21 protein-coding genes and 1 riboswitch are annotated in these 20723 nt (G+C 47.1%); all 21 genes read right to left on the reverse strand.

What is annotated here, in order from left to right; genetic code table 11:
- Window positions 1-39 precede the first annotated feature (39 nt).
- Window positions 40-1038 carry a rod shape-determining protein gene (locus tag RS891_RS28765; protein ID WP_076287598.1) on the reverse strand — a complete coding sequence of 333 codons (999 nt, stop codon included), beginning with the start codon at window positions 1036-1038 and terminating at the stop codon, window positions 40-42.
- 219 nt (window positions 1039-1257) lie between these two features.
- A complete protein-coding gene (spoIIID, locus tag RS891_RS28770) occupies window positions 1258-1545 on the reverse strand; it encodes a sporulation transcriptional regulator SpoIIID (protein ID WP_024632710.1) in 288 nt (95 codons plus the stop codon).
- Window positions 1546-1716: 171 nt separating this feature from the next.
- The gene (locus tag RS891_RS28775; protein ID WP_315793821.1) at window positions 1717-2457 is read right to left on the reverse strand and encodes a peptidoglycan DD-metalloendopeptidase family protein; all 741 of its coding nucleotides are present in this window, start codon (window positions 2455-2457) and stop codon (window positions 1717-1719) included.
- Between the two features lie 556 nt (window positions 2458-3013).
- A complete protein-coding gene (spoIID, locus tag RS891_RS28780; protein ID WP_315793822.1) occupies window positions 3014-4360 on the reverse strand; it encodes a stage II sporulation protein D in 1347 nt (448 codons plus the stop codon).
- A 460-nt stretch (window positions 4361-4820) separates the two neighbouring features.
- On the reverse strand, window positions 4821-6167 hold the full coding sequence (murA, locus tag RS891_RS28785) for a UDP-N-acetylglucosamine 1-carboxyvinyltransferase (RefSeq protein ID WP_315796475.1): 1347 nt from the start codon (window positions 6165-6167) through the stop codon (window positions 4821-4823).
- A gap of 520 nt (window positions 6168-6687) precedes the next feature.
- Entirely contained in the window at window positions 6688-6945 is a 258-nt protein-coding gene (locus RS891_RS28790) for a DUF1146 family protein (protein WP_062321714.1), read from the reverse strand.
- Between the two features lie 602 nt (window positions 6946-7547).
- Window positions 7548-7952 (reverse strand): F0F1 ATP synthase subunit epsilon, encoded by a 405-nt coding sequence (locus RS891_RS28795; RefSeq protein ID WP_113052903.1) that lies wholly within the window; start codon window positions 7950-7952, stop codon window positions 7548-7550.
- A 63-nt stretch (window positions 7953-8015) separates the two neighbouring features.
- Window positions 8016-9419 carry a F0F1 ATP synthase subunit beta gene (gene atpD, locus RS891_RS28800; protein ID WP_024632716.1) on the reverse strand — a complete coding sequence of 468 codons (1404 nt, stop codon included), beginning with the start codon at window positions 9417-9419 and terminating at the stop codon, window positions 8016-8018.
- Between the two features lie 96 nt (window positions 9420-9515).
- On the reverse strand, window positions 9516-10388 hold the full coding sequence (atpG, locus tag RS891_RS28805; protein ID WP_076287594.1) for an ATP synthase F1 subunit gamma: 873 nt from the start codon (window positions 10386-10388) through the stop codon (window positions 9516-9518).
- 212 nt (window positions 10389-10600) lie between these two features.
- On the reverse strand, window positions 10601-12115 hold the full coding sequence (gene atpA, locus RS891_RS28810) for a F0F1 ATP synthase subunit alpha (protein WP_076287593.1): 1515 nt from the start codon (window positions 12113-12115) through the stop codon (window positions 10601-10603).
- Between the two features lie 16 nt (window positions 12116-12131).
- Window positions 12132-12680: a F0F1 ATP synthase subunit delta gene (locus RS891_RS28815; protein WP_076287592.1), complete on the reverse strand. Its 549-nt coding sequence runs from the start codon at window positions 12678-12680 to the stop codon at window positions 12132-12134.
- Window positions 12677-13165, reverse strand: coding sequence for a F0F1 ATP synthase subunit B (atpF, locus tag RS891_RS28820; protein ID WP_024632720.1), 489 nt, complete (start codon window positions 13163-13165; stop codon window positions 12677-12679). The genes RS891_RS28815 and atpF overlap by 4 nt, the downstream gene beginning before the upstream one ends.
- A gap of 114 nt (window positions 13166-13279) precedes the next feature.
- Window positions 13280-13504, reverse strand: a complete 225-nt coding sequence (gene atpE / locus RS891_RS28825; RefSeq protein ID WP_017691934.1) for a F0F1 ATP synthase subunit C — start codon at window positions 13502-13504, stop codon at window positions 13280-13282.
- Between the two features lie 78 nt (window positions 13505-13582).
- Window positions 13583-14401 carry a F0F1 ATP synthase subunit A gene (gene atpB / locus RS891_RS28830; RefSeq protein ID WP_076287591.1) on the reverse strand — a complete coding sequence of 273 codons (819 nt, stop codon included), beginning with the start codon at window positions 14399-14401 and terminating at the stop codon, window positions 13583-13585.
- A 45-nt stretch (window positions 14402-14446) separates the two neighbouring features.
- Entirely contained in the window at window positions 14447-14824 is a 378-nt protein-coding gene (locus RS891_RS28835) for an ATP synthase subunit I (protein WP_076287590.1), read from the reverse strand.
- Window positions 14817-15071, reverse strand: coding sequence for an AtpZ/AtpI family protein (locus RS891_RS28840; protein WP_076287589.1), 255 nt, complete (start codon window positions 15069-15071; stop codon window positions 14817-14819). The genes RS891_RS28835 and RS891_RS28840 overlap by 8 nt, the downstream gene beginning before the upstream one ends.
- Before the next feature lie 186 nt (window positions 15072-15257).
- Window positions 15258-16415, reverse strand: a complete 1158-nt coding sequence (gene wecB / locus RS891_RS28845; protein WP_113052904.1) for a non-hydrolyzing UDP-N-acetylglucosamine 2-epimerase — start codon at window positions 16413-16415, stop codon at window positions 15258-15260.
- Window positions 16416-16638: 223 nt separating this feature from the next.
- Window positions 16639-17268 (reverse strand): uracil phosphoribosyltransferase, encoded by a 630-nt coding sequence (gene upp, locus RS891_RS28850; RefSeq protein ID WP_053782842.1) that lies wholly within the window; start codon window positions 17266-17268, stop codon window positions 16639-16641.
- Between the two features lie 428 nt (window positions 17269-17696).
- The gene (gene glyA / locus RS891_RS28855; RefSeq protein ID WP_315793823.1) at window positions 17697-18944 is read right to left on the reverse strand and encodes a serine hydroxymethyltransferase; all 1248 of its coding nucleotides are present in this window, start codon (window positions 18942-18944) and stop codon (window positions 17697-17699) included.
- A 272-nt stretch (window positions 18945-19216) separates the two neighbouring features.
- The gene (locus RS891_RS28860; RefSeq protein WP_315793824.1) at window positions 19217-19810 is read right to left on the reverse strand and encodes a TIGR01440 family protein; all 594 of its coding nucleotides are present in this window, start codon (window positions 19808-19810) and stop codon (window positions 19217-19219) included.
- Between the two features lie 139 nt (window positions 19811-19949).
- A riboswitch (ZMP/ZTP riboswitch) is annotated at window positions 19950-20031 on the reverse strand.
- 115 nt (window positions 20032-20146) lie between these two features.
- Window positions 20147-20719, reverse strand: a complete 573-nt coding sequence (locus RS891_RS28865) for a low molecular weight protein arginine phosphatase (protein WP_113052907.1) — start codon at window positions 20717-20719, stop codon at window positions 20147-20149.
- Between the last annotated feature and the right edge of the window lie 4 nt (window positions 20720-20723).

Here is a 20723-nt window from a genome sequence, read left to right on the forward strand (position 1 = left end):
CCCGAGCTTGGGCGAACCTTTGCTTTTTATATCGGCAGATTAGAACTTTTTCTTAACCACTTGATCCAAATTATTCAGCATAATGCCAGTTCCCTTCACGACACAATGCATCGGATCCTCTGCAACCCATACCGGTACATGCAATTCATTGGATAACAGTTCGTCCAGTCCGTTCAGCAAAGCGCCTCCTCCTGTCAACACGACACCTCGGTCAATAATGTCCGCTGACAATTCCGGTGGCGTCCGCTCCAATACCGACTTGGCTGCAACGATGATGGATTGCACGGAATCCCATAGCGCCTCTTGCACTTCATTCCCCGACACCGTTACGGTAACAGGCAAACCGGATACCATATCCCGACCGCGAATGTCCATCTCCGTTTGACGTCCGCCCGGATGTACGGAACCAATCGCAATTTTGAGATCTTCGGCTGTACGTTCACCGATCATGAGTTTGTATTTGGCTTTGATAAACTTGATAATCGCTTCGTCGAACTTGTCCCCTGCAACTTTAATAGAAGAGGCGGTGACTACGTCGCCCATAGACAGGACTGCAACGTCAGTCGTTCCGCCGCCGATATCCACGACCATATTGCCGCTCGGCTGAAAAATATCCATTCCCGCACCGATCGCTGCCGCTTTCGGCTCTTCTTCCAGAAATACTTCTTTGGCACCGCTGCGCTCAGCAGCTTCACGGATAGCCTTCTGCTCCACGGAAGTAATGTTGGTTGGTGCACAGATCAGAATACGCGGGTGGCTGTACCAACTTCTTGCTCCCACACGATTAATGAAATGTCTAAGCATTGCTTCCGTAATCTCGAAGTCCGCAATAACACCGTCACGCAGCGGTCTAATGGCAACAATGTTACCTGGAGTACGCCCCACCATACGACGCGCTTCTTCCCCAACAGCAAGGACCCGCTTCGTATCGCTTTCAATGGTCACGACGGAAGGTTCATCGAGGACAACCCCACTTCCTTTCACGTGAATAAGCACGTTCGCCGTGCCAAGATCAATACCGATATCCTTGCTAAACATAAAAGAGCCCCCAAAGTGATATTATTTGGTCAGCGTATCCTGTGAAAAAGAGTCCCTTATCACGTCACCGCTCGTTCGACAAAGTGCAACATATATATGTAAAAATCGGGCTGATAAGATGTCATAATTCGATCCTGTACCAGCTTTTAACATATCATACTTCAGGGGAGGGATTCAATGCATGTGTGAGCTTTTTGGCCTACGTCTTTCCGCAGGTCCCTACGATTTAGCGGAAGCCAACACCTCGCGTTTTTTACCGCTTGTTTTTTTGTATTTAATTTTGGTCGCTTCACCGCCCCGCAAATGACGGATGGACTTATGATACTCCAGAATGTGTTTCACCTGGTCAGCAAGATCAGGGTTAATTTCCGGCAGACGCTCCGTCAGATCCTTATGCACAGTACTCTTTGACACGCCGAATTCCTTGGCTATGGTACGGACCGTATTCCTCGTCTCAACAATGCAGCGACCAATTTTTATGGTCCGTTCCTTGATGTAATCGTGCACGCTCCCGCCTCCCTACTGTGTGGATAGTTTGGTACATTATATGAGGAGCATGCCTATATATTCGCGGTTTAAAGGTGTGACAAGCTTCGAAGGTCCCATTATTTTCTGAAAAGCACAAAAAGAGCAGAGGAGAATTCCCTCTGCCCATCATGTTGCTGCGGTAAAAATCATTTATTTTTCCGGAAGATATCCTTGCGGGTTAACCGGTTGTCCGTCTTCGTAAACTTCAAAGTGAAGGTGGTTGCCCAGCGTTTTTTCCAGTTCATTAACGCCAGCCGATGCAATTGCATCTCCTTGCTTCACTTCATCATCCTGTTTCACTTTGACGTCAGCCAGGCTTTGGTATACGGTTTTGAGGTTATCACTGTGTGTGATTTCCACAACTTGACCTGTCAGCGGGTTTTGCTCTACCCGGGTAACTTTTCCGCCGAGTGCCGCTTTAACCTCGAACGTTTTGTTATCACCACGTGCCAGATCTACACCCGTGTTCGGAATAAATGTGTCATTGTACTGCACCATCGCTGCTTCATGTTCCTCAGTTGAAGCTTCGTTGTCATAGAAAGGTTTTACTACCGAAATTTCGGACGGAACCGCTACTGGCCATACAAAATTCTCCGACTTTGCAACAACTTCCACACTTTCCTGTTCTCCGTTAACCGCTGTTCCTTCTGTACCCGCCGATGCGCCTGTTTCTACTACCCCGCTAGCAGGGTCCGAGTTCAGCGTTTTGTCGCCTGTGCCCTGATAGACCCACACTAAGGTTAGTATAATGCCTGCTGCTGCGATGTAGGCTGCCGGGAAGACCCAACGTTTGGACATTGCTCTTTTCCATGAAGAGGGCTGGCTAGCCGGTACTCCTTGAGTTGTTTTAGGAGTTTCTTCTTGGACTGATTTTTTGTTTTGTTCATTCATCTTAATCACCTCAGTAACAAGTGTTACCGGGTGCAACTCTTTTATACACGCGCGACTCTAATTATTTTCACGAAGCTTTCAAAGAGTGCTATATATGCTGGGATGAGTGTTCGTACGTGCACCGCTTCGGGGCCAGAAAACCTTTCGACCGCTGGTTACTCCCAGATTTCTTCTATCACCTTCTTCAAAGGTGAAATCCGGGAGTAAAGGCGGACACTTCGTTTCTACTGGCCTTTTCTGTCCCCTGCGCTCTCCATACGCTCGCAATTCATAAAATATATAGCCAAGTTTTGAAAGTTACGGAAGGGGTGGTGGACAGAAATACATGGATTGGCTTTAACAGCCAATCCTTATAAAAGTGAATCTGTGAGATTGAACTTGACGTTATAGTTTTAAGTTCATTGGTAGAGCAAACGGTGGGTTTTGACTTTAGTCTTAGCAACTTCATAGATTGCCTGCGATGCTTCGCTTTATATTATTCATTAACCCAATACCGCTAATAGACTGACGGTTGGTCAATTCAAATGGTCCGGTCGATACCGACTTCCATGTTGGCCTATTTGGAGGCTAGCATCTTGGATGCCTGTCCGAAGGAGATGCCCGTGTAGTAGTGTTTGAGAATCTGGGTCGCGGTGTGTCCCTCCTGTGCCATGCCGTTGGCTCCCCACTGGCTCATGCCGACTCCATGGCCGTATCCATACGTTGTAATTTCAACCTCGTTTCCATCGGTCTTCCAGCTGAACTGGCTGGATCGAAGCCCAAGCAGTTTTCGAACTTCCGGCCCGCTAAACGTTTTACCTGCAATTTGTATCTCCTTGATGCGATGGCCTTGCGTTGTCGACAATACTTCCATCCAGCCACCGCTCTGCTGCGCGCTCACAGGGATGGCATTTGCACCCAGATTCAACTTTTGGAGAATCTCACTGCGCTTCATTGTGATGGTTTCCTCAAAGCCTGGGGCCAGTTTTTTATCCCACGGACTCGCTACACTTTGCAAATAAGGTACAGGGTTCCCCCAGACATCCTCTGCATTCTCCGTATATCCGTTGCTTGTGGAGAAAAAGGATGCTGTAATCGCCTTACCTTGATATGTCATGACGGAATCCTTGCTTTCATGGACAGCCTGCTGCAGCTTCTCCCATTCTTTTGCTTTCCCCAGACGTGTCCAGTCCGCTTTCACTTTTTCTGGTGGTATGAACACCTGATGACTCACAGTATCCGTTACATCAGCTTCTCCTGAAGGTACACCGCTCGTATCGTTGGCTGCCAGCCTTCTTACAATAAATGTCCTTGCAGCAATAGCCTGTGCCTTCAGAGCTTCCAATCTGAACTCCGCTGGCATCTCGGCAGCGACTACTCCGGTAACATAATCTTCAAGCGGAAGATTCATCGTTGTACCGGTTGCGGACAGGTACACCCTTACTTGGGGTTCAGGGTAGGTGACGGGTACAGCCGGAGAAGGTGCTGGAGTCGTTACACTGCCTGTACCTGGTGGGACAGGGATCGGTTTAACAGAATCATCCGTCCGCGGCCAGACTAGAATGGCGGGGATCAACAGCGCAAGTGCCAGTACTGCCGATACAGCCGCCGCTGGTTGCCAGCGAGCGTTGTTCTTGCCCCATCTGCGTCCTCGGCCGAACGTACGCATTCGGCGGCGTTTCACACGACGAAACTGATCTAATTCAATGACAGGAATGTGTATACGTGCCGCAGTGTTTTGAGCTGACTCCTGTTTGGAGGTGGCCCCTCTAGAAGATGTTGTTATGGGCTCATCTGGAACAGTTCTGATGTTCGTTGAAGCAAGCTTGTCTTTTTCCACACCGAAACCAGCAACCTCTTCTGGCTCCTTCACTAGTGGACGAGGGACAAGAGGTACCTTAACCTGCACACGGGCTTCTTTCATTTTGATATAACCCTCCGTTGTCCATGGCCGGTCAAGCGCCGGTCCTTTTGTTCAAATCCATAGTTTAGGGTATGAGCTGGCTGGATCTGATAGAACCTGATTTAAGAGAAACGAAGGCATCCCATATGTAGCGATTCCTAACTTACTTCTGTTATGTATTCTTGGAAAACATTGATCTATCGCGGAATCCCATTCTATAAAGTACAATCTCCCCTTCAAAAAGCATGCTCTTTCATTTGTTCAGAATTGGTACAGAATAAGATGTTATGCTATACAAGTTAGGACCAGCTATTAATAGAATCAGGTACTGATTCGATTGATTGATGAACACAAAAAAAGCCAAGCCAGATGGCTTAGCTTTTAATCAGAATTTACATGACAATACGCATGCTCACTTATCCGCAATTTACAATGATGTATGATTCATACTAGAGAGCAACGTCTATTGTCCAATTCAATGTTATGCCCAGGTCGGTTGTACTTTGAACAGAGGTACTTCTTCCCCGACTTTTTCATTCGATGCTTTGGCTGCATCCAGCTTAGGCTCTTCAACCGAAATACGATAAATATCGGCTCCAAGTCCGTTAAGTTTCTCAGCGAGATGTACGTAGCCACGGTCGATGTGATGAACACCGCCCACTTCCGTTGTACCTTCAGCAACAAGACCCGCGATAATAAGTGCGGCACCCGCACGCAAATCGGTAGCTGTTACTTTGGCACCCTTCAGCTTGGCGTTACCCGTGATGATGGACGAACGTCCTTCAACTTTGATCTCCGCATTCATCAATTGGAATTCATCCACATGCATGAAGCGATTTTCAAAAACAGTCTCTGTTACAACAGAGGTTCCTTCAGACGCAAGCAAGAGTGCCATCATCTGGGATTGCATATCGGTAGGGAAACCTGGGTATGGTAATGTTTTCACATCCACAGCCTTAAGCGGACGATCTGCAATGACACGAACGCCATTCTCGTCAGGATGAATGGTTACACCCATCTCTTCCAGCTTCGCAATAACAGAACCTAAGTGGTCTGAAATCGCACCTTCGATATACACATCACCACCGGAGATTGCAGCAGCAGCCATATAGGTACCTGCTTCAACCCGGTCAGGAATGACGGTATGCTTCACGCCAGACAGTTTCTCCACACCTTCGATGCGGATGACTCCTGTTCCGGCACCTCGTACTTTGGCACCCATTCCATTCAGGAAGTTGGCAAGATCCACAATCTCTGGTTCTTTTGCCGCGTTCTCCAGAACAGTCACGCCTTCAGCCAATGTTGCAGCCATCATAATATTTTGAGTGGCACCTACGGAAGCCACATCCAGATAAATTTTCGCGCCACGCAACCGTCCTTGGCTACGAGCTTCTATATAGCCTTGGCCCAAGCTGATCTCAGCGCCCATGGCTTCAAAACCTTTCAAATGCTGATCAATAGGCCGTGTACCGATGGCACATCCACCAGGAAGCGAAATTCTTGTATGACCCATACGCGTCAACAATGGCCCCATGACCAGAAATGACGCCCGCATTTTACTTACCCATTCATACGGTGCCTCACAGGAAGTAAGTTTCTCCGCATTTACGGTAATCACTTCGTCCCGGTATGTAACACCCGCTCCTAGCGATTCCAACACCTTGTTAATCGTCATCACATCGTCTAGAGGAGGAGCGTCAATAATAACGCTTTGTCCTTCTTCCCCTAAGAGAGAGGCAGCGATGATCGGAAGAACAGAATTTTTAGCGCCGCTAACTTTGACACTTCCGGTCAACCTTTTGCCACCGCGGACGATAAATTTGCTCATCATGGTTCCCTCCGCGCTTTTATTCCCTTTTCTTCATTCCGGAATACGTGAGCCCTTCTGCAATAGAAGAGACTGTTGCTGTGTGTGGAATTTCGACATAGCCTGGCAAATAATGCCCTTGATGTCTATTCAGAAAAGAATTGGTTTATAATCCATATCGATGATACCACGTGCGTTGCATGATGCCCTCCGACTTGTAAATGTAATGCCTTACAGGCCAGCAAGCATCTGAACAGACAGAATGGGATGATTATTAGCCGGATTCAACCGGGTATCCCGTTTATAACCACAAAATAAGTGAACAATTGTGAATTCCCTAACTTCCATCATAACATTGTTGAATTGTACGATACAAGCATTTTTACATAAAACATCTCAAATTCATCCAATTCCACGTCACACTTTTTTCTTAATTCATTTGCCGACAACTCATACTCTAATTGTTAACACAATTAATCGATGTTATTCGACATTGAACTGCTTGAAGAACCTAACAGATGATTAACCAACCATCTCAACATTAAAACAAATGGCGCAACATTTGTGTCCATGACAAATAGTCAATGACAAAGCCTGAAACAGCATGCCCAAGTATAATGGCCAACAGTAAATGTAACAGTCTTCCCTGTGCTCCTCGTGGCTGCCTGATGATTAAATCCAGCTTGAGATTCTGCAATGCCCACCACGACAACGCTATACATAAAAGAGAGACGATAATCGAAACTAAGCCATTCGTACTTAATGTCTGGTTCAATTGATTCGTCAGGTCAGTATCCATATATTCATTACCTCCACATTTGTTGCAGCGATCAGCATAATTATGCCTGGCATCCATAACTTGTTAGAACACTGGAATGACTTGAACACAACGTACTGAGCCTACTGTCAGACTTACTCCTGCTATGCAGGAATCTGGATGCCCAATCACGGAGCAGCAACAATCTGGCTGTGAATGACTATGGAATTCATCAACGCAGCTTCCTGCATCTGCTGACTCTATGGAATATAGGCTCTTTCATCATACATTGTCAATTACATTGATTTCCACTTCGATAATATTTTAAATTCAAAATGCCGGGATTTTGTGACTAAAACGACATAAAAGAGCGTTATTTCGATATCGATCCTGTCATTTCCTCGGAAATAATTTGGATTTCCGTCGTTAAAAATGGTTCCAACAGTGATCATTATCGCCACGACTTTAGTCCTACATTCTATTCAACTGCCTATAAACGGTGAATACAATTAACTTTATTTGCCGTTAAATCAAGTACTTCAACCGAAGATAATGTCCATACTTTTTACTGTAATTGGAAAAGATACCGCTCCAAAAACTCAAAAAAGCCTGGCAGACTAAGCCGCCAGGCTCCAATGAATGGTTTATTTGCCGTATACGTTGATCCGGTTAACCGCTTTTTGCAGAGCAATCTCTGCCCGGCGGTGATCAAAATGGTCCTGATTGCTTTGGCTGCTGAGACGGCGTTCTGCCCGCTCTTTCGCTGCACGCGCACGGTCCACATCGATATTTTCCGGGAATTCGGCACTTTCTGCGAGCACAACAACCTTATCTTTACGGACTTCGATAAACCCGCCACCAATAGCGACGCGTTTGTTTTCTTTTCCGTTTTTGATATAGATCGGTGCGATCTGTAAAGGTGTAACCATAGGGATATGGCCTGGCAAAATGCCCAGCTCCCCTTCAATACCACGAGCCGTGATACTATCCACTTGTTCTGAATATACCAGACGCTCAGGTGTTACGATTTCCAACAAAAAGGTGCTCAATTCCATCCCTCCTGAAACTATCCGAAGGATAGCTCGCTTCATAAGGACAATCCTGGATTCAGATTATACCAGTGTTTTGGCTTTCTCCACTGCCTCTTCAATTGTACCCACGAAGAGGAAAGCTGCTTCCGGAAGATCGTCGTGCTTGCCTTCGAGAATTTCTTTAAAGCTGCGCACCGTTTCTTTAACCGGAACGTATTTACCCGGAATACCGTTAAATGCTTCAGCAACGTGGAAAGGCTGGGACAAGAAACGTTGAATCTTACGAGCACGGTAAACGAGTGCTCTGTCTTCCTCACTCAACTCATCCATACCGAGAATCGCAATAATATCCTGCAATTCATTGTAACGCGCCAAGATACGTTTAACGCCTTGAGCTACGTTGTAATGCTCTTCGCCTACAACTTCAGGGGACAAGATCCGGGAGCTGGATGCCAACGGATCTACCGCAGGGTAGATACCCATCTCTGAAATTTTACGCTCCAGGTTCGTCGTTGCATCCAAGTGGGCAAACGTCGTTGCTGGAGCCGGGTCAGTATAGTCATCCGCAGGCACGTAGATAGCCTGGATGGATGTTACCGAGCCTTTTTTGGTCGAAGTGATACGTTCTTGCAGTTGACCCATTTCCGTTGCCAGCGTTGGTTGGTAACCTACCGCGGAAGGCATACGTCCGAGCAAGGCAGATACTTCTGAACCTGCTTGGGTGAAACGGAAGATGTTATCGATAAAGAGCAACACGTCACGGCCTTCTTCATCACGGAAGTATTCCGCCATGGTCAGACCTGTGAGGGCTACACGAAGACGTGCGCCTGGAGGCTCGTTCATTTGTCCGAAGACCATTGCTGTTTTGTTGATAACGCCTGAATCACTCATCTCATGATACAAGTCATTACCTTCACGTGTACGCTCACCAACACCTGCGAATACGGAGATACCGCCGTGTTCTTGTGCGATGTTGTTGATCAATTCCTGAATCGTTACAGTTTTACCTACACCGGCACCACCGAAGAGACCGATTTTACCACCTTTGGCGTATGGAGCCAACAAGTCGATAACTTTGATTCCTGTCTCCAGCATTTCAGCCTGGGTAGTCAGTTCATCAAATGCAGGAGCCGAGCGGTGAATCGGATTTTTATGTGCAGCAGCTACAGTGCCGCCAGTATCAATAGCTTCGCCGAGTACGTTAAATACACGACCCAGTGTCGCTTCCCCAACAGGTACAGAGATTGGAGCTCCTGTATCTACGGCTTCCATACCACGAACGAGTCCGTCCGTGGAGGACATCGCGATACAACGTACCCGGTTGTCACCCAGATGTTTCGAAGCTTCGAGTGTCAGATTCACACTTACGCCGCTTTCGCTTACTGTAGTGATCGTAATGGCATTGAGGATTTCCGGCAGACCGCCGCGATCAAACTCGACGTCAACAACCGGACCCATGATGCTCACAACGCGTCCTTTGTTCATCTTAACGTTCCCCTCCTACAAGCCTGCTAGTTTTGCAGAAATAAAGTTCCGTTCTCAGTTATCTCTGCACTGCAAGCCTTCATTAATAAAAAACGGTTAGCCTTGTGCTGCGTTGGCACCTGCCACAATTTCCGTAATCTCCTGCGTAATCGCCGCTTGACGAGCACGGTTATAGGTCAATGACAAGTCGTTGATGAGTTTCGATGCATTTTTGGTTGCATTACCCATCGCAGTCATTTTGGCACCCAACTCACTCGCCTTACCATTCAGAAGTGCACCGTAGATCAGCGTTTCCGCATAACGCGGAAGCAGAACTTCCAGTACAGCTTCAGCTGAAGGCTCGTATTCGTAGCTTGCCGTCGGTCCTTCCGCAGCAGTTACCTCAGGTGTTTCCATCGGAAGAAGTTTTTCTACCGTAGGAATCTGGGTCAACGCATTCACAAAGCGGTTATAACAAATGTACAATTCATCAAATTTAGCCAGCTCAAATCCTTGAACAGCTTCGTGTGCGATGGATTTGATGTCTGCAAATGCTGGTGAATCGGATAGATCCGTTGTAGTGGATGCGATCGCAATTTCGCGCCGTCTGAAATAATCGCGTCCTTTACGCCCAATGACGAACAATTCGTAGTCATCCTGAGAGTTGTGTTTTTCTTTGAGTGTCAGATTGACCTGACGCAAAATATTTGCATTGTAACCACCCGCAAGACCACGGTCCGATGTAATGATTAGATAAGCTGTCTTTTTGACCGGACGACTCTCCAGCATCGGATGTTGAATTCCCTGCGTGCTTGATGCAATACTAGCCACAACTTCTTTCAGTTTCTCCGAATAAGGACGAGCTGCTTCCGCTTTTTCCTGCGCTTTACGCAGTTTTGCAGCAGCAACCATCTCCATTGCTTTGGTGATCTGCTTGGTGCTTTGTACGCTTTTAATTTGCCGCTTTATTTCGCGCATGCCTTTTGCCATGATTTCACCACCTTCAAGTTTTGACGTAGTCAAAACTACTTCGTAAGCCCAAACTTAAACTTTGGTAGAGCCAAAGTTACTTCGTAAGCATTCACTAGTTTTGACCAAGTCAAAACTACTTCGTAAGCATAATCTTACCTTTGGCGGAGCCAAAGTTATACATGCAGACATGCGGAATCGGTTAAACAACTCCGCAACTGCATATCATCTATTTAGACGGAGACAGAAAAGCTCTTTCTGAACTTCTCGATAGCGCCCTTCAGAGCATTCTCATTGTCTGCAGTCAATTCTTTAGTATCACGGATGGATTGAAGAATCTCAGGATGGCTGCTCTCCATGAACGCCAGGAATTCTTGTTCAAAACGAGTCACATCACCTGTAGGAATTTCATCCAAGAATCCTTTAACCGCTGTGTACAAGCTGACTACCTGTTGTTCTACAGGCAAAGGCTGGTTCACACCCTGTTTCAGGATTTCCATCATGCGAGCACCACGATTCAGGCGGGCCTGAGTCGCTTTATCCAGATCGGAACCGAACTGGGAGAACGCTTGAAGCTCACGATATTGAGCGAGGTCGAGACGCAGGGAACCTGCAACCTTTTTCATCGCTTTAATCTGAGCAGAACCACCAACACGGGATACGGAGATACCTACGTTGATCGCCGGGCGTTGTCCAGCATTGAACAAGTCAGCTTCCAAGAAGATTTGTCCGTCCGTAATGGAGATTACGTTCGTCGGAATGTAAGCAGATACGTCGGAAGCTTGTGTTTCAATGAACGGCAGTGCGGTTAAAGAACCACCACCAAGCTCATCATTCAGCTTCGCAGCACGCTCCAGCAAACGGGAGTGCAAGTAGAAGACATCACCCGGATAAGCCTCACGACCCGGTGGACGGCGAAGAAGCAAGGAGAGTTCACGATATGCGGAAGCTTGTTTGGTCAAATCATCGTAGATAACCAAAACGTGCTCACCTTTGTACATAAAGTACTCACCCATCGAACAACCGGAATACGGTGCGATGTACAACAATGGTGATGGGTCAGATGCTGCTGCAGTTACAACAATCGTGTACTCCATTGCGCCTTTACGACGAAGAGTTTCTACGACTTGTGCAACTGTAGATTGTTTTTGACCGATAGCCACGTAGATACATTTCATGCCGCTGCCTTTTTGGTTCAGGATCGCATCAATTGCGATTGATGTTTTACCTGTTTGACGGTCACCGATGATCAACTCACGTTGTCCGCGACCGATTGGAACCATTGCATCAATGGCTTTGATCCCTGTTTGCATCGGCTCATGAACTGATTTACGATCCATTACGCCTGGTGCTTTACCTTCAACCGGACGGAATTCCGTTGTAGCGATTGGCCCTTTGCCATCCACTGGAATACCGAGCGGGTTAACAACGCGTCCAATCAATGCTTCGCCAACAGGCACTTGCATGATTTGACCGGTACGTTTTACTTGGTCGCCTTCACGAATATCATAGTAAGGTCCCAGGATAACGACACCAACGTTGCTCTCTTCCACGTTCATGGCGAGTCCCATAACACCGCTTGGGAATTCAACCAACTCGTTGGACATTACGTTCTCAAGTCCGTATACACGAGCAATACCATCACCGACCTCAATAACTGTCCCGACTTCGACTACATCGATATCGGTTTTGTATTGTTCGATCTGGCTCTTAATTAATGTACTGATTTCTTCTGGTTTGATACTCAAGTGTCCTCACCCCAATCTACTGTACTCGTCTGTTAAAAGACTGCTCAAGACGTTCGAGCTTGCCAGCCAAGCTGCCGTCATAGATCGTATCGCCAATGGCGACTTTCAATCCGCCCAGCAGAGTCGGATCAACAAAATTCTCGATACGAATCTTTTTATTCACACGGCCACCGAATTCACGGGCAACCGCTTCTTTTTCTTCATCATTCAATGCATAAGTCGAGTAGACGCGCGCATCAGCTATACCGAGCGACTCGCCTTGGATCTTCAGATAATCATTCAGCAAAGCTTCCAGCAATTCAACGCGTCCGCGCTCAATCAACAGCAGAACCGTGCGAAGGACAGGCTCGGACACCTTTCCATCAAGGCTTGAATGAAGGACATTCTGCTTTGCTTCGTCCGAGATGTTGGGAGATACGATAAATTTTTCGATATCAGCATCCCCGGTCAATGCACTGACAACCACACGCAGTTCCTGTTCAACTTCAAGTACCTGCTGCTGCTGGAGAGCAACTTCGAACAATGCTTTCGCATAACGCTTGGCAACTATCGTATCGCGGCTCATTGTCGGCCTCCTACCTCATTGAGGTATTGGTTCACAAGTTCCTCTTGTGCAGGACCGTTCTCAACTTCTTTTTTGATCAATTTGGAAGCGATTTGAACGGAAGCTGTACCCAGTTCGCTGCGAAGCGCTGCGACCGCTTTGTTCTTCTCACTCTCAATCTCACGTACAGCATCGTCTTTGAGACGATTAGCTTCTGCTTTCGCATCAGCCAAGATCGATTCGGCTTGTTTACCGCCCGTTTGTTTGGACTGTTCAATGATGTCGTAAGCATCTTTGCGCGCTTGCTCCAGAGCTTGTTTTTGTTCCTCCACATAGGCAATGGCCTGTTCCCGAGTCTGAGCAGCCTCATTCATCTGCGTCATCACGAGTTCACGACGTTTTTCCATTATGGAGAACAAAGGCCCAAAAGCATAACGGCTAAGCAGCCAATATAAAATTGCAAATGCAATAATCGCAAGAAGCGTATTTTCCCATACGAAACTCAATCTGTTCACTCCTTCCTGGAGGTATCCTTGAAACGTCATCCGTTAGAACGGACATTACCTAAAAAGAAGGCGCGGATGGCTATGGCCTTCCCCGCCAAACCTGTATCGATTTAATTAAGCCATACCGTAGAACATGAACGCCAGTACCACACCGATGATCGGCAATACCTCGATCAGACCTACACCGATAAACATTGTTGTTTGAAGAGTGGATTTCGCTTCCGGTTGACGAGCGATACCTTCCACCGTTTTGCTGATTACCATACCGTTACCAATACCTGCGCCAAATGCGCCCAGTCCTGCAACAATTGCTGCTGCGATTAATGCCATTGCTCCCATTTGTATATCCTCCTTAAAATGTTAAATCGAATTTTTTATTGTTCAGCCTGGTGAAGAAATCTTCGTAGGGCTTGAAACTTAATGTTCGTCATGCGTCTCGATACTTTGTGAAATGTACACCATCATCAAGATTACAAAAACAAATGCCTGGATTGCGCCGATAAAGATACTAAAGCCCTGCCACACCATAAGCAACGGAATCGCTGCAATGGCGCCAAACACTTTGAACGTGGTCAGCTTCAGGATCGTTGTAATCAGTACCTCGCCCGCGAAAATATTCGCGAACAAACGCATTCCGTGTGTCAGCAGCTTGGATGCCGTCTCTATCAGGTTGATCGGCAAGAACAAGGCGAACGGTTTAAGATAATGCTGGAGATATCCTCTTGTGTTACGGAACAATCCGAGTCCATGAGATACCAGGAATGCTACGAGTGCCAGTCCCATCGTTACAGACAAGTCGGCTGTCGGTGATTTCCACCAAGCCAGTTCAACGTGTGGATGTGCTTCAGGGTCCTTGGCATGCGCTTCGTTAAACGCATCAACAGCAGTGACAATCGGTTGATTGAATACCTGCGCCTGACTAACCTCCGTAACTTCAGTAACCGCCTGAAACGGAAGACCTAGCATATTACCTACAAAAATGAACATAATCATGGAAAGAGCGAGAGAGATAAAATGTTTCCCTTTCTTCATATCCATCGTGCTGGAAATCAGATTGCGGACGAATTCTACTGCCCACTCCATAAAATTTTGCAGCTTGCCGGGATTTTCAACGGATAATCTACGTGTTGCCAGTACAGCAAAAATGAAAACAAGTGCACCTGTAACAACCAGCATCAACAGAACCGATAGATCCAGTCGAAATCCGCCAAGCATAATAATTGGAGCTTCATGCATATTTTTCTCACCCCTTTCTCGACTTGAAAGCTGCAGCACCTAACATCATTCTGCTCTGCGGGAATAGACGATCCCTATAATCAGTAAGGAAAATTGTGCAATGACCAGACCGCCTGCAACCGCATATGTATTGAAGTACTGCGGAAAGCGCATCGATATGAAGATACCGAGCACTGCGAGTGCCGCTCTTGTCAAAAATCCCAGGTTCACACGCTTCAAGTTACCTTCTGCCGCATCATCAGACATTTTCCTTACTTTGAAGCCCAGGTAAAATGCATTGATCCAGCTAATTCCTGTACCCAGGGCCAGTCCCAAAGCAATTGTCTCCACACGTGGCATAAAGGCCGCTGCGAGAAAACAAATCATAAGAAAGTACATGATGAAAACAGTCATCATTCTGCGGTATCTGGTTAGTTCACTCATCACTTTCCCCCATGAATTTTTTCGCGATAAAGTAGATGCTTACGCCGCCTGCTGCCAAAAAAAAGAGAACGCTTACGGCGATCCATATTCCGCTACCCCCGATGGTCTTGTCCAACCAGGAGCCGACGTAATATCCGGCAACAGCGAGAATGGCAATCTCGATTCCAAAAGCTGTCACGAGCCCCATTGCCTTCCACACATTATCATCATGGTTACGGGATGAATTTGGTTTGTTCGAATCGGCCATTTTCCACGCCACCCTTGCAATCCCAGTTAATTTTACTGAATGATGAGAGCCTTTGTCAATTGAATGATTTTAGCGTTTTAAAGGGGGAAACGACGGGATTACAGGCCATCAGAGCCCATAAACCCGCGTAAACCGTACAGTTTAACTGTATGCTGTACCCTTTATTAATCCATCAGAAAAAATGAATTATTTTTTGAATTTTCTGTGAAATGATTCCGGACGTTCACTATTCACACCAAAATGATGCAAAATCGCATTGACAATTCTTTCCGAAGCATGTCCATCACCATACGGATTGGCAGCCTGACTCATGCTTGCATACAGTGTTTCGTCTGTAAGCAGAGCTTTGGTCCGCTCATATACACGTTCCTCATCGGTACCCACCAGCTCCAGTGTTCCAGCCTCAATTCCTTCCGGGCGCTCCGTTGTATCCCGAAGGACAAGAACAGGCACACCAAACGAAGGCGCTTCTTCCTGCAAACCGCCTGAATCTGTCAAAATCAAGTGAGTATGCGGGTAAAAGTTATGCAAATCCACCACGTCTAGTGGATCAATAAGTTGAATACGGGGGTGATTCCCCAAAATCGCGTGAGCCGGCTCCTTCACAGCAGGACTTAGATGCACCGGATACACGATGGCAATATCCTCAAACTCGTCGGCAATCCGTTTGACGGCCTGGAAAATGTTACGGTGAGGCTCGCCTTGGGATTCACGGCGGTGAGCTGTCATCAGCACAAGACGCTTGCCCTGTGCCCAATCTAGTACCGGATGTGTGTAATCCTGCCGTACTGTATATTGAAACACATCTGTTACCGTGTTGCCTGTGACATACGTACTAGACTCCGATTTATTTTCTTTGGCAAGATTGGAAGCAGACCAGTCCGTAGGCGCAAAATGCAAGTCAGCAAGCACTCCGGTTAACTGACGATTCATTTCTTCCGGGTATGGAGAGAGCTTGTTCCATGTGCGAAGACCTGCTTCCACATGCCCCACCTGGATCTGCTGCAGGAACGCAGCATAGCTGGCTACAAACGTTGTCAGCGTATCACCGTGAACCAACACGATATCCGGCTTTGCTTCACGCAAAACCGGCTCCAGACCTCCCAGCACACGAATCGTAATTTCATTCAGCGTCTGGCGATCTTTCATTACATCCAGATCGTAGTCTGGATGTATATTGAATACTTCAAGAACCTGATCCAGCATCTGACGATGCTGTGCAGTAACGCATACGATCGATTCAATAGATTCGGGATGTTTCTGCAGTTCCAAAATAAGCGGAGCCATCTTGATGGCTTCCGGGCGCACCCCGAATATCGTCATGACTTTAATTTTCTTGGACATTGAAGCAAAGCCCCTTTTCTATAAGTTCATGTTCAAAAAGTCCGGTTTTCAGTATCAAGAATATGGAATGAAGGTAGAAATGGAGTAGCGGAGCGCAGGGAAAACTACGTGAGCAACAGACATTTCGGCTGAATTTCATATTCGATATCGATGATGCCCTTGGGCATCCTTCGTAATCAAAATTGGACTTTTTGAACAACCTCTTACAAAGCATGCGATATGCTTATTTAGTGCCGTATAGACGGTCTCCTGCATCTCCCAGTCCGGGAACGATATAGCCGTGATCATCCAGACGATCGTCCAGCGCAGCAACGTAGATGTCTACATCCGGATGCGCATCCTGAACAGCTTTTACTCCTTCAGGAGCTGCCACCAGGTTCATCATTTTGATTTGCGTGCAGCCGCGTTTTTTGAGCACGTCAATAGCAGCAATGGCCGAACCGCCAGTTGCCAGCATCGGGTCGATGACAATCAACTGACGCTCTGTAACGTCTGTAGGCAGCTTGGTGTAGTACTCAACAGGTTGCAGGGTTTCCGGGTCACGGAACAAACCTACATGTCCTACTTTTGCCGCTGGCAGCAATTTAACAACGCCATCCAGCATCCCAAGGCCCGCACGCAAAATCGGAACCAGCCCAAGCATACGTCCAGAAATTACTTTCCCTTGTGTTTCAGCTACTGGTGTCTGTACATCAATAGTCTCCAGCTCAACATCTCTTGTAATCTCATAAGCCATCAGTGTTGCCACTTCATCCACCAATTCACGAAAATCTTTCGTATTCGTACGCATGTCGCGTATAAACGTCAGTTTGTGTTGAATCAAAGGGTGATCACATATTACTAATTTTCCCATCTAATTTGTCCCTCCGGTATGTTCTTCATGTTCAGCATTACCAAATATGCCTAATCATCATTCATAGGCCCCGATAAATCCTGTATATTATATCATCACCTACACCGAATTACACCATCAAAGGGCACTCAATCATTACAGAAAACCGAATCCTATAAAAATAGGACCGGAAAAATGAGTCTTCCGGTCCTTTTTGCTCTCGCTGTTATGTCAGTTGAGATGATGAAATGCATGTAAACACAATGATGCTCCGCAAACAGAATGACCCTTCGATCGCTGTTATCCCCGGATTTTTTTGAACCCTTTTATTAAGGGGAAAATCCGGGGATAAAGGCGAACGCTACGCTTCTACGGCTTCATTCTGTCTGCTCCGTCTGAGTGTTTACATGAAGAACATCTCAAATACAAACACCATGAGCAAGTTTTTTTTAGTATTTAAGGTCTGTGTAGAGTGGGAATTGGTCGGTAAGCGCCGTTACTTCAGCACGGGCTTCGTCCAATTTAGCTGCATCTTTAGGGTTTTTCAATGTTTTGGCAATGATCTTACCAATAGCTACCATCGCTTCTTCGTTCATACCACGGGAAGTTGCTGCAGGTGTACCGATACGGATACCGCTCGTTACAAATGGGCTGGTTGGATCAAACGGAATTGCATTTTTGTTCACGGTAATGCCGATGGAATCAAGTACATGCTCGGCTTCTTTACCTGTGATATTCACGCTGCGTGTGTCGATCAGCATCAAGTGGTTGTCTGTACCACCGGATACGATGTTCAATCCTTCAGCGATCAATGTTTCAGCCAGAACCTGTGCGTTTTTCACGACATTCTCTGCATACGTTTTGAACGAAGGTTGCAATGCTTCACCGAATGCTACCGCTTTGGAAGCAATCACGTGCATCAAAGGTCCACCTTGGGAACCCGGGAATACCGCTTTATCAATCGCTGCTGCCCAAGCTTTGCGGCACAGAATCATACCACCACGAGGTCCACGCAGCGTTTTGTGTGTAGTTGTCGTTACGAAATGCGCATGTGGAACCGGGCTTGGATGCAAACCAGCAGCAACCAGTCCTGCGATGTGAGCCATATCCACCATGAACAAAGCGCCTACATCATTGGCGATGGAAGCCAGCTTTTCAAAATCAATGGTACGCGGATATGCACTTGCACCTGCAACGATCATACGAGGGCGATGTTTAAATGCCGCTTTGCGCACTTCATCATAATCAATCAGGAATGTATCTTCTTGTACACCGTATGCCACGAAATTGTACAGCAAACCGGAAGCGTTAACCGGGCTACCATGTGTGAGGTGTCCGCCATGTGCAAGGTTCATACCCAGAACGGTATCACCTGGTTTCAGAGCCGCAAGGTATACTGCCATGTTCGCTTGTGCACCGGAGTGAGGTTGAACATTCACATGTTCTGCTCCAAACAATTCTTTGGCACGATCACGCGCGATATCTTCTACGATATCAACATGCTCACAACCACCGTAGTAACGTTTGCCCGGATATCCTTCAGCGTACTTGTTGGTAAGTACAGATCCCATTGCCTCGATAACCGCTTCGCTTACGATGTTCTCAGACGCGATCAGCTCAATGTTGTTTTGTTGACGTTTCAGTTCAAGATTCATCGCTTCCAGTACTGCCGGGTCATTCTTGCGCAATTGTTCCATGATTAAATTCCTCCCAGGTATAAGTGAAGTTATAAAGCGAAACTACAGTGGTTACACTCCTGACTTCGATTGCATCACCATCTTCCGATCGCTGTTATCCCCAGATTTTTCTGAACTCCCTTATAATAAGGGGGAAATCATGGGGATAGCGTATGCTTCCGATGTAGCTTTCCTTCGGAAAGCTTTCAGGCGAACGCTTCGCTTCTTCAGATTGGTGTTGCACTCTCCGTTTTCGTGTAAAGTCTAATTTGGCTTTATATAGGTTGAAGATATCAGTCACAAAATGTCGAATCTGGTTGCTCTTCCATACGATACACTGCACGCTCGCCGCCAATCAACTTTGGACGAGTCAACGCTGTAGTTACACGGGCATCACCGATGTAGCGGAGTCCTGTGCGGAAGGGTACTGCCACATGCCGCAAGTGCATGCCAATCATCGTCTCCCCAATATCCAGTCCCGCATGGGCCTGCACATGTTCAGCCAGGCATGGATCGGTCAGCGAGCGATACGCTGCGGATGCCATGGAACCGCCTGCTTTGGGCACAGGTACTGCACCCACTTCAGTCAATCCAAGCCGTGTAAGCAGAGAACGCTCCATAACCAGTGCACGGTTCAGGTGCTCACAGCATTGGAATACAACATCAAAACCAAACTCCTGCTGCACCTCACGTATACCCGCAAGAAGCTGCTGCGCTACTTCAACCGCACCGCTTGTACCAATCCGTTTGCCTGCAACTTCACTTGTACTTGTTCCGATCACAACGATCTGTCCAGTTCCAAGCTGTCCGGCAAGCGCCAGTTCACGCAGAATGGATGCGGTCTGTTCATGCAATCCGGGTTGTTCCGAATCTAACTCAATAGTCATCCTATCGCCTCCCGATAAAATCATGCCCGGCTTCCTCTTGGCTGCCCTTGGTATTCTTGCATGGCATTTCAGGTACTATTATAGCGAATAATCAGATGAAAGACGAAAAAAAGAGCAGTCTGCGGGTAACGCAGAATTGCTCTTTTGCCCAGGCGACCGGCCGTTTGTTCCGGTGCTCCATCGTGGTTATGTCCACTTCGTCGCCAGTTACACCGGATCCCTGTTTTCCCATCCATCATAAAACAACCTGCGTTTAAAATCAACGGGTAATTCACATCCCGTGTACGTTTTTTATATCGTAATCCACTGGTAGCTCGTATGATTAAACGAATCCAATTAACCCAGCTTGTCCAAAAGTCTGTCGAGCGCGGTCCGAATCTCTGCCGCAGCTATGTTGTAATCATCGCGACTGCCGCCAAACGGGTCGGAAATATCAAAGCTCGGAATCCGCTGTCTGATCTCGATTGCCCGTTCACGTTCAGATGCCAAAATCTCCTGACCTAGCGCACGTTTCATCTCCAATGTCGCAAACAGGCTGTCCAGTTCCTGAAGATCATTCAGGACTTGTTCGTCATTTTCCACATACTCTTTCAAGGTATAGGTCTTGTGTACAGAGTCGGGAAAAACCTGCATGACATGCTGTTTATGACTGCGTGTCAACGTGAGAATCAGATCGGCCCAACCGACCAGGTTGGAGCTAAGGAGCGTCGAATGAGGTGGTCCATCAACGTTGTGATCCCTTAATACGGCCTCCGCATGACGGGAAATCGGCATGCCCGTTGTTGCGGCTACACCTGCGGAACGAACATCCACCTGAATGCCCCGCTCAGACGCCAGTTTACGTAAAAGTCCCTCCGCCATGGGGCTGCGACATGTATTCCCTGTACATACAAACAAAATATGTTTCATTGTG

The organism is Paenibacillus sp. BIC5C1 (assembly GCF_032399705.1).
GTDB lineage: Bacteria > Bacillota > Bacilli > Paenibacillales > Paenibacillaceae > Paenibacillus > Paenibacillus taichungensis_A.

Excerpts from the sequence above, each read along its gene's own strand:
- RS891_RS28765 (WP_076287598.1), bottom strand. The coding sequence starts at position 1,038 with ATGTTTAGCAAGGATATCGGTATTGATCTTGGCACGGCGAACGTGCTT.
- RS891_RS28775 (WP_315793821.1), bottom strand. The coding sequence starts at position 2,457 with ATGAATGAACAAAACAAAAAATCAGTCCAAGAAGAAACTCCTAAAACA.
- spoIID (WP_315793822.1), bottom strand. The coding sequence starts at position 4,360 with ATGAAAGAAGCCCGTGTGCAGGTTAAGGTACCTCTTGTCCCTCGTCCA.
- murA (WP_315796475.1), bottom strand. The coding sequence starts at position 6,167 with ATGAGCAAATTTATCGTCCGCGGTGGCAAAAGGTTGACCGGAAGTGTC.
- RS891_RS28790 (WP_062321714.1), bottom strand. The coding sequence starts at position 6,945 with ATGGATACTGACCTGACGAATCAATTGAACCAGACATTAAGTACGAAT.
- atpD (WP_024632716.1), bottom strand. The coding sequence starts at position 9,419 with ATGAACAAAGGACGCGTTGTGAGCATCATGGGTCCGGTTGTTGACGTC.
- atpG (WP_076287594.1), bottom strand. The coding sequence starts at position 10,388 with ATGGCAAAAGGCATGCGCGAAATAAAGCGGCAAATTAAAAGCGTACAA.
- RS891_RS28815 (WP_076287592.1), bottom strand. The coding sequence starts at position 12,680 with ATGAGCCGCGATACGATAGTTGCCAAGCGTTATGCGAAAGCATTGTTC.
- atpE (WP_017691934.1), bottom strand. The coding sequence starts at position 13,504 with ATGGGAGCAATGGCATTAATCGCAGCAGCAATTGTTGCAGGACTGGGC.
- atpB (WP_076287591.1), bottom strand. The coding sequence starts at position 14,401 with ATGCATGAAGCTCCAATTATTATGCTTGGCGGATTTCGACTGGATCTA.
- RS891_RS28835 (WP_076287590.1), bottom strand. The coding sequence starts at position 14,824 with ATGAGTGAACTAACCAGATACCGCAGAATGATGACTGTTTTCATCATG.
- RS891_RS28840 (WP_076287589.1), bottom strand. The coding sequence starts at position 15,071 with ATGGCCGATTCGAACAAACCAAATTCATCCCGTAACCATGATGATAAT.
- wecB (WP_113052904.1), bottom strand. The coding sequence starts at position 16,415 with ATGTCCAAGAAAATTAAAGTCATGACGATATTCGGGGTGCGCCCGGAA.
- upp (WP_053782842.1), bottom strand. The coding sequence starts at position 17,268 with ATGGGAAAATTAGTAATATGTGATCACCCTTTGATTCAACACAAACTG.
- glyA (WP_315793823.1), bottom strand. The coding sequence starts at position 18,944 with ATGGAACAATTGCGCAAGAATGACCCGGCAGTACTGGAAGCGATGAAT.
- RS891_RS28860 (WP_315793824.1), bottom strand. The coding sequence starts at position 19,810 with ATGACTATTGAGTTAGATTCGGAACAACCCGGATTGCATGAACAGACC.
- RS891_RS28865 (WP_113052907.1), bottom strand. The coding sequence starts at position 20,719 with ATGAAACATATTTTGTTTGTATGTACAGGGAATACATGTCGCAGCCCC.